We start from the raw sequence: 6,536 nt of genomic DNA, 5'->3' as shown, positions 1-6,536 counted from the left end.
CCTGACCCACACATCAGTCAGGAGAGCCGGATATCCGGTGACCGCCCCGCTTGTCACACCAGATCTCGGCCGACAAGCGGGAGACTCGGGTGCGAAGGTGCAGCCGTCAGGCGGCGAGCTCGGCCTCGTGCGCGACGAGCGCGTCGAGGGCGCCGAGGAAGCGCTGCACGGCGGCCTCGTTCTCCAGCGGGTCACCCTCGACGGCGGACTCGTCGACCACGATGCCCTCGACGACGACGGCACCGGCGATGGTGGCGGAGTGGCGGGCGTGCTCGTGCGACCACTTGCCGCCGTACGGCGTCGGGGTGGCGCCGATGGCCGCGAAGGGCTTGCCGACGATGGCGCCCTGGCCGTAGGGACGGGACAGCCAGTCGATGGCGTTGTTCAGGACGGCCGGCATGGTGCCGTTGTACTCGGGGGTCACGGCGAGGACGCGGTCGGCGGCGGCGACGGACTCGCGCAGCGCGGTGGCGCTGGCGGGGGCGGTCTCGCCGTCGATCTCCTCGTTGTAGAACGGGACGCTGTCGAGGCCCTCGACGACGTCGACGGTGACACCCGCGGGGGCGTTGTCGCGCAGGTGCTCGGCGATCCGGCGGTTGAGCGAACCGGAACGGGTGGAACCGAGGAGGACGGCGACACGGGTCTGCTTGTCAGTAGTCATGACGGTCGAAACGGACCGTGGTCCGCTTCTATTCCGTGGCTTCCGAGCTTTTTCCGCACCTAGTCTGGGCGGCGTGCCCGACCTCCTGCCACTGGCGGACGACCCCGCGCCCGAGCGCGCCGACGCCGCCCGCAACCGCGAGGCGATCCTCGCAGCGGCGCTGCGCCTCGTGCAGACCCGGGGGGTCGACTGCGTGACGATGGACACGGTCGCCTCGGAGGCCGGTGTCGGCAAGGGGACGCTCTTCCGGCGGTTCGAGAGCCGCGAGGGCCTGATGGCGGCGGTGCTCAACGAGTCGGAGGCGGGCTGGCAGGCCAGCGTGATCTCCGGTCCCCCGCCGCTGGGTCCGGGCGCTCCGCCGCTGGAGCGGCTGCTGGCCTTCGGCCACTCCCGGATGCGCACCAACGTCACCCACGGTGCGCTGATCAAGGCGGCGACGGGAGCCAGCTCGGCCCGGTCCCGCGCGGCGGCGTCGTTCGCAGTGATGCACGTGCGCCACCTGCTCCACGAGCTCGGCGTCACCGGCGACCTGGTGCTGCTCTCCATCGCGATCATGGCGCCGCTCGACATCATGGTCATCGAGCAACAGCAGCGCGACAACATCTCCCTCGAGCGCATCGAGGCCGGCTGGGACGACCTGGTCCGCCGCGTGGTCGGCGCCTGACCCCTCCGTCGTACGTCAGCGGTGGTGGCGGCGCAGCCCGAACGTCAGCCCGTCGACGAGCGCGCCCCACGAGGCCTCGATCACGTTGGCGCCGACGCCGACGGTGACCCACGACGACTCGCCGTCGGTGGTCTCGATCAGCACGCGGGTGATCGCGTCGGTGCCGTGACCCTGGTCGAGGATGCGGACCTTGTAGTCGATCAGCTCGAACTTCGCGACCTCGGGGAACGCCTGCCCGATCGCCTCGCGCAGCGCGGCGTCCAGGGCGTTGACCGGGCCGTTGCCCTCGCCGGTGACGACGTAGCGCACGCCCTCGGCGCGCAGCTTCACCGTCGCCTCGGAGACGGCCTCGCCGTCGGTGCGGGTCTCGGTGATCACGCGCCACGACTCGACGTCGAAGTACGACGGCCGCGCGCCCTCGACCTCCTCGGCGAGCAGCAGCTCGAAGGACGCGTCGGCGGCCTCGAAGGTGTAGCCGCGCTGCTCCATCGCCTTCACCCGGTCGGTCACCCGGGTGACCAGCTCGCGGTCTTCCGAGAGGTCGTAGCCGAGCTCCTTGCCCTTGAGCTCGATGGACGCCCGGCCGGCCATGTCGGAGACGAGCAGGCGCATGTCGTTGCCGACGCCGAGCGGGTCCATGTGCTGGTAGAGGTCGGGGTCGACCTTGATGGCGCTCGCGTGCAGGCCGGCCTTGTGCGCGAACGCCGAGGTGCCGACGTACGGCTGGCGTGATGCGGGCGGCACGTTGGTGACCTCGGCGACGGCGTGGGCGATGCGGGTGGCCTCGCGGAGCAGACCCTGGGGCAGGACGTTGCGGTCCAGCTTGAGCTCGAGGTTGGCGACGACGGTGACGAGGTCGGCGTTGCCGGTGCGCTCGCCGTAGCCGTTGATGCAGCCCTGGACGTGCGTCGCGCCGGCAGCGACGGCGGCCAGCGAGTTCGCGACCGCGCAGCCGCTGTCGTTGTGGGCGTGGATCCCGACGCGGGCGCCGGTCGTGTCGATCACGTCGCGCACCACGTCCGACACCCAGTCGGGCAGCATGCCGCCGTTGGTGTCGCACAGCGCGACCACCTCGGCTCCGGCCTCGGCCGCCGTGCGCAGCACCTCGAGGGCGTACGCCCGGTTGGCCTGGTAGCCGTCGAAGAAGTGCTCGGCGTCGAGGAACACCGTCTGCCCCTCCTCGCGCAGGTGGGTGACGGTGTCGCGCACCATCGCGAGGTTCTCCTCCAGCGTGGTGCGCAGCGCGAGCTCGACGTGCCGGTCGTGCGACTTGGCGACCAGCGTGACGACGCCCGCACCGGAGTCGCGCAGCGCGGCGACCAGCGGGTCGTCCGCAGCACGTACGCCGGCGCGCCGGGTCGCGCCGAACGCCGCGAGCCTCGCGTGCTTGAGGTCGAGCTCCTCCCGGGCGCGGCGGAAGAACTCGGTGTCCTTCGGGTTCGACCCCGGCCACCCGCCCTCGATGTAGCCCACACCGAGCCCGTCGAGCTGCTTGGCGATGGAGAGCTTGTCGGCGACGGAGAGGTTGAGCCCCTCCTGCTGGGCGCCGTCGCGCAGGGTGGTGTCGTAGACGTGGAACGCGCCGTGCAGGTCCATCGGAGGTCTCTCGGTCGTGGTGCGGATATGAAAAAACCTCCTGGGATGCAGGAGGTCGGCGCGGCGGGGAGTCCCGTCGCGCTAGGCAATGATGATCGTGGTGCTGCTCACGAGAGCATCGTGCCACCGATCGGGCGCTCCTGAGATCGGAGTCTCGGGATTCGGGCGCGGGCGCGGCTCCCGCGCTCGGCGGAGGACACCTCCGTCCGACATCCGGCCGAGTGACTCGGCTCACCGGCGAAACGCCGCCGCGGAGTTGCGATCGCCCGGGCGACTTCGGCAACGTCGAGGGCTTGCTCGGCGGCGACCCCGCCGGCCCGCGGCTCACGCAGACGCACTCACCGACACCCGCCGATGAGAAGGACTCCCGTGACCACACTCCCCCGCTCCGCCACGCCGTTCGACCGGCCGCGCGCCACTGGCGCCGTCGTCGACCGGCACGAGATCCTCGCCCCGCTCTCCCGACTCCACCGGACCACCCGGCGCCGCATCGTCGCGGTGATCGACCCGGTGTGGGCGACCGACAACGACGACCCGACCGACCACACCCGTGCCCCGCGCGAGACCATCGAGCGCGCGGCCGAGCTGCTGACCGCGCGGCTGAAGCCGGGCGAGCTGATCTCGGCGACGCCGAACGGCCGGCTGCTGCTGCAGCTGCGCCGCGAGGACCGCGCCGCCCGGCCCGTGCGCCTGCAGGAGATGGCGTACTTCGCGCTCGAGGTGCTCGACCGCCTCCACCGCGCCGAGGGCGTCGTCGACCTCGGCGTCGGCTGGGCGCCGATCACCCGCAAGCAGGACTCCGAGGCCGCGGCGCGTGCCGCCGCCGACGCGGCTGCCGAGTCGCTGCGCCAGCGCGACCTCCAGCCGCGCCAGGACGGCGCGCACGTGCGCTCGCGCAACCCGCGCATCTCCGGCTTCACGATCAGCCGCCAGATCCTGCTGGCGACCATCGGCAGCGTCGCGCTGCCGTGGCTCGCGATGGTCGGGCTCTACCACCTCGGCATCGACGTCTCGGGCGCGCTCTACTGGGTGCTCGTCAGCGCGCTGTCCATCACGGCACTCACCATCTGGGCGGAGGTGTCGCACGCGTTCACCCCGCCGCAGCTGCCACCGGCGCCCGAGGGTGAGACGCCGCTCGCGACGGCCGTCATCGCGGCGTACCTGCCCAACGAGAGCGACACGATCGTCGAGACGCTCGAGCACTTCGTCGCCCACGGGTACGACGGCGGGCTGCAGGTCGTGCTCGCCTACAACACGCCCGTCGACCTGCCGGTCGAGGCGGAGCTGGCCGCCCTCGAGCGCGAGCACGAGCGGCTGACCGTCCTCAAGGTCGAGGACAGCACCTCCAAGGCGCAGAACGTCAACGCCGCGCTGCGCGTCGCGCAGGGCGAGTTCATCGGCATCTTCGACGCCGACCACCACCCCGCCGACGGCTCGTTCGAGCGGGCCTGGCGGTGGATCGCCGCCGGGCACGACGTCGTCCAGGGCCACTGCGTGATCCGCAACGGCGCCGACTCCGCCCTCGCACGGCTGGTCGCGGTCGAGTTCGAGCAGATCTACGCCGTCGCCCACCCGGGCCGCGCCTCGCTGCACGGCTTCGGCATCTTCGGCGGCTCCAACGGCTACTGGCGCGCGTCGGCCCTCGAGCGGATCCGCCTGCGCGGGTCCTACCTCACCGAGGACATCGAGGCCTCCATGCGCACCCTCGCCGCCGGCGGCAGCATCGTCAACGACCCCGGGCTGGTCAGCCACGAGCTGGCGCCCGAGACGGTCGGCGCGCTGTGGAAGCAGCGGATGCGCTGGGCGCAGGGCTGGTTCCAGGTGTCGATGCGGCACCTGTGGCCGCTGCTCCGCAACCCGCACATGGGCGTCCGCCAGCGGATCGGCCTGACGTACCTGATGGGCTGGCGCGAGGTCTACCCGTGGATCTCGCTGGCCTCGTGGCCGCTGCTGGGCTTCCTCGCCTGGCGCGACGGCGGCCTCGACATGGGGACCCCGCTGTTCGTCCTGATCACCCTGTTCGTCACGGTCTCCGGGCCGCTGCAGACGCTGGCGGCGTACCGCCTCGCCGCGCCGTCGATCCGCAGCCACAAGCGGTGGTTCGTGACCGCCGCGCTGCTCAACCTGCTCGTCTACACCGAGGCGAAGAACCTGGTGAACCGCGTCGCACACCTCAAGCAGCTGCGCGGCGAGCACCAGTGGGTCGTCACGCCCCGCACGGCCTCGAGCTCCGGCTCCTCGTCCTCCGACCCTGACCGCTCCGACCGCCTGGAGGTGGCCGCATGAGCACCACCGCACCGACCACTCCCGCGAAGCGGGTCTTCCCCCTCAACACGCTGCGCGCTGTCGCAGCCCTCAGCGTGGTGACCTTCCACGCCTACCAGTCCTCGCGCAGCGGACCCGACGCCGCGTGGCCGTGGGACGGCCTCGCGCACCAGCTGATGACGGGCACCGAGCTGTTCGTGGAGATGTTCTTCGTGCTCTCCGGCCTCGTGCTCTGGCTGCCGGTGGCGCGCGCCGTCCTGTCGGGAGAGGAGACCCGGTCGGGCCGGGCCATGCTGCTGCGGCGCACGGCGCGGCTGCTCCCGCTCTACCTCACCGTCGTGCTGGTGGTGTGGGGCCTGACCAACCACTCGATGCCGGGCCACTGGCAGGACCTGGTGCTGCACCTGACGTTCACCCACATCTACAGCGACACCTACATCTTCTGGACCGCCGGGCCGGCCTGGAGCCTGGCGGTGGAGTTCCACTTCTACCTGCTGGTGGCGCTCTCCTTCCCGGTCGTGCGGTGGGCACTGCGGCGCTGGCCGGACGCCCGTACGGCAATCCTGCTCACCCCGCCCGCTCTGCTGCTCGTGGTGGGCCTCGCCTACAACGCGATCACCATCCACCTGCTCCACCCCACCACGGACGACTGGTCGGTGTGGTTCTCCCCCGCCTCGCGGGCCGCGAGCTTCGCAGTCGGCATGCTGCTGGCGCTGCTGAGCGCCCGCGGCGTCGCGCTGCCCACGGTGCCGCGGCGCCTCGCGGCCACCGTCGGCCTGAGCACCCTCCTCGCGCTGGTCGTCTCCCGCCCGGAGGGCACCGTCCTGCACTGGTGGCCCACGCTGTACGCCGTCGCGCTCGGCGTGGCGTTGTCCGCGATCGTCCTGCACGAGGGCGAGTGGGCCGGCTGGCTGTCCGAGCCGACCCTGGCCTGGCTGGGCGGGCTTGGCTACGGCATCTACCTGATCCACGAGCCCGTCCTGCGGGTCGTCACCTCGTGGGGGCTGGTGCCGGATCCGCAGCGCGGACCGGCCTTCCTCGCCACGGCCGTGGTGGTCGCCGTGCCGTCCGTCGTGCTGGCGTGGATCAGCTCGCGCACGGTCGAGGTCGCCGGGCTGCGCCTGGCGACGCTGATCGACCGGGACGGGAAGAAGCGCGAGTACTACCCGCACCTCGTCGCCGACCCGGCCTGACGGGTGTCGGTAGGCCGACGCAGGATGGTGGTGTGGACATCGAGCAGCGCCTCGCGGGGGGGGGGCCCCCCCGGGGGCGCCCCCCCGGGCCCCCCGACCCCCGCCCAGCCCCCCCGGGGGCCGCCGGGGCCGCCCCCCAACCCCCCCCCCCGCCCCC

The 6,536-nt window shown here is 72.3% G+C and carries 5 protein-coding genes; 3 read left to right on the top strand and 2 right to left on the bottom strand.

Going from position 1 to position 6,536, the window contains the following annotated elements; translation table 11 throughout:
- Positions 1-106 precede the first annotated feature (106 nt).
- Positions 107-661, bottom strand: coding sequence for an NAD(P)H-dependent oxidoreductase (locus tag ACE3QY_RS21070; RefSeq protein WP_374458025.1), 555 nt, complete (start codon positions 659-661; stop codon positions 107-109).
- Positions 662-734: 73 nt separating this feature from the next.
- Between ACE3QY_RS21070 and ACE3QY_RS21065 the strand changes: the two genes are divergently transcribed.
- On the top strand, positions 735-1,325 hold the full coding sequence (locus ACE3QY_RS21065; protein ID WP_374458024.1) for a TetR/AcrR family transcriptional regulator: 591 nt from the start codon (positions 735-737) through the stop codon (positions 1,323-1,325).
- A 15-nt stretch (positions 1,326-1,340) separates the two neighbouring features.
- On the opposite strand, the gene cimA is transcribed toward ACE3QY_RS21065, so the two are convergent.
- Positions 1,341-2,921 (bottom strand): citramalate synthase, encoded by a 1,581-nt coding sequence (gene cimA / locus ACE3QY_RS21060; protein ID WP_374458023.1) that lies wholly within the window; start codon positions 2,919-2,921, stop codon positions 1,341-1,343.
- Positions 2,922-3,290: 369 nt separating this feature from the next.
- On the opposite strand from cimA, the gene ACE3QY_RS21055 reads away from it, so the two are divergent.
- Both ACE3QY_RS21055 and ACE3QY_RS21050 read left to right on the top strand, forming a co-directional pair.
- Positions 3,291-5,207, top strand: a complete 1,917-nt coding sequence (locus ACE3QY_RS21055; RefSeq protein WP_374458022.1) for a glycosyltransferase family 2 protein — start codon at positions 3,291-3,293, stop codon at positions 5,205-5,207.
- Positions 5,204-6,379 (top strand): acyltransferase family protein, encoded by a 1,176-nt coding sequence (locus tag ACE3QY_RS21050; RefSeq protein WP_374458021.1) that lies wholly within the window; start codon positions 5,204-5,206, stop codon positions 6,377-6,379. Before ACE3QY_RS21055 ends, ACE3QY_RS21050 begins: the two co-directional genes overlap by 4 nt.
- Positions 6,380-6,536: the final 157 nt, after the last annotated feature.

The organism is Nocardioides sp. (assembly GCF_041913365.1).
GTDB lineage: Bacteria > Actinomycetota > Actinomycetes > Propionibacteriales > Nocardioidaceae > Nocardioides.
This window is presented reverse-complemented; position numbering and strand designations above follow the sequence as displayed.

Excerpts from the sequence above, each read along its gene's own strand:
- ACE3QY_RS21050 (WP_374458021.1), top strand. The coding sequence starts at position 5,204 with ATGAGCACCACCGCACCGACCACTCCCGCGAAGCGGGTCTTCCCCCTC.
- cimA (WP_374458023.1), bottom strand. The coding sequence starts at position 2,921 with ATGGACCTGCACGGCGCGTTCCACGTCTACGACACCACCCTGCGCGAC.
- ACE3QY_RS21070 (WP_374458025.1), bottom strand. The coding sequence starts at position 661 with ATGACTACTGACAAGCAGACCCGTGTCGCCGTCCTCCTCGGTTCCACC.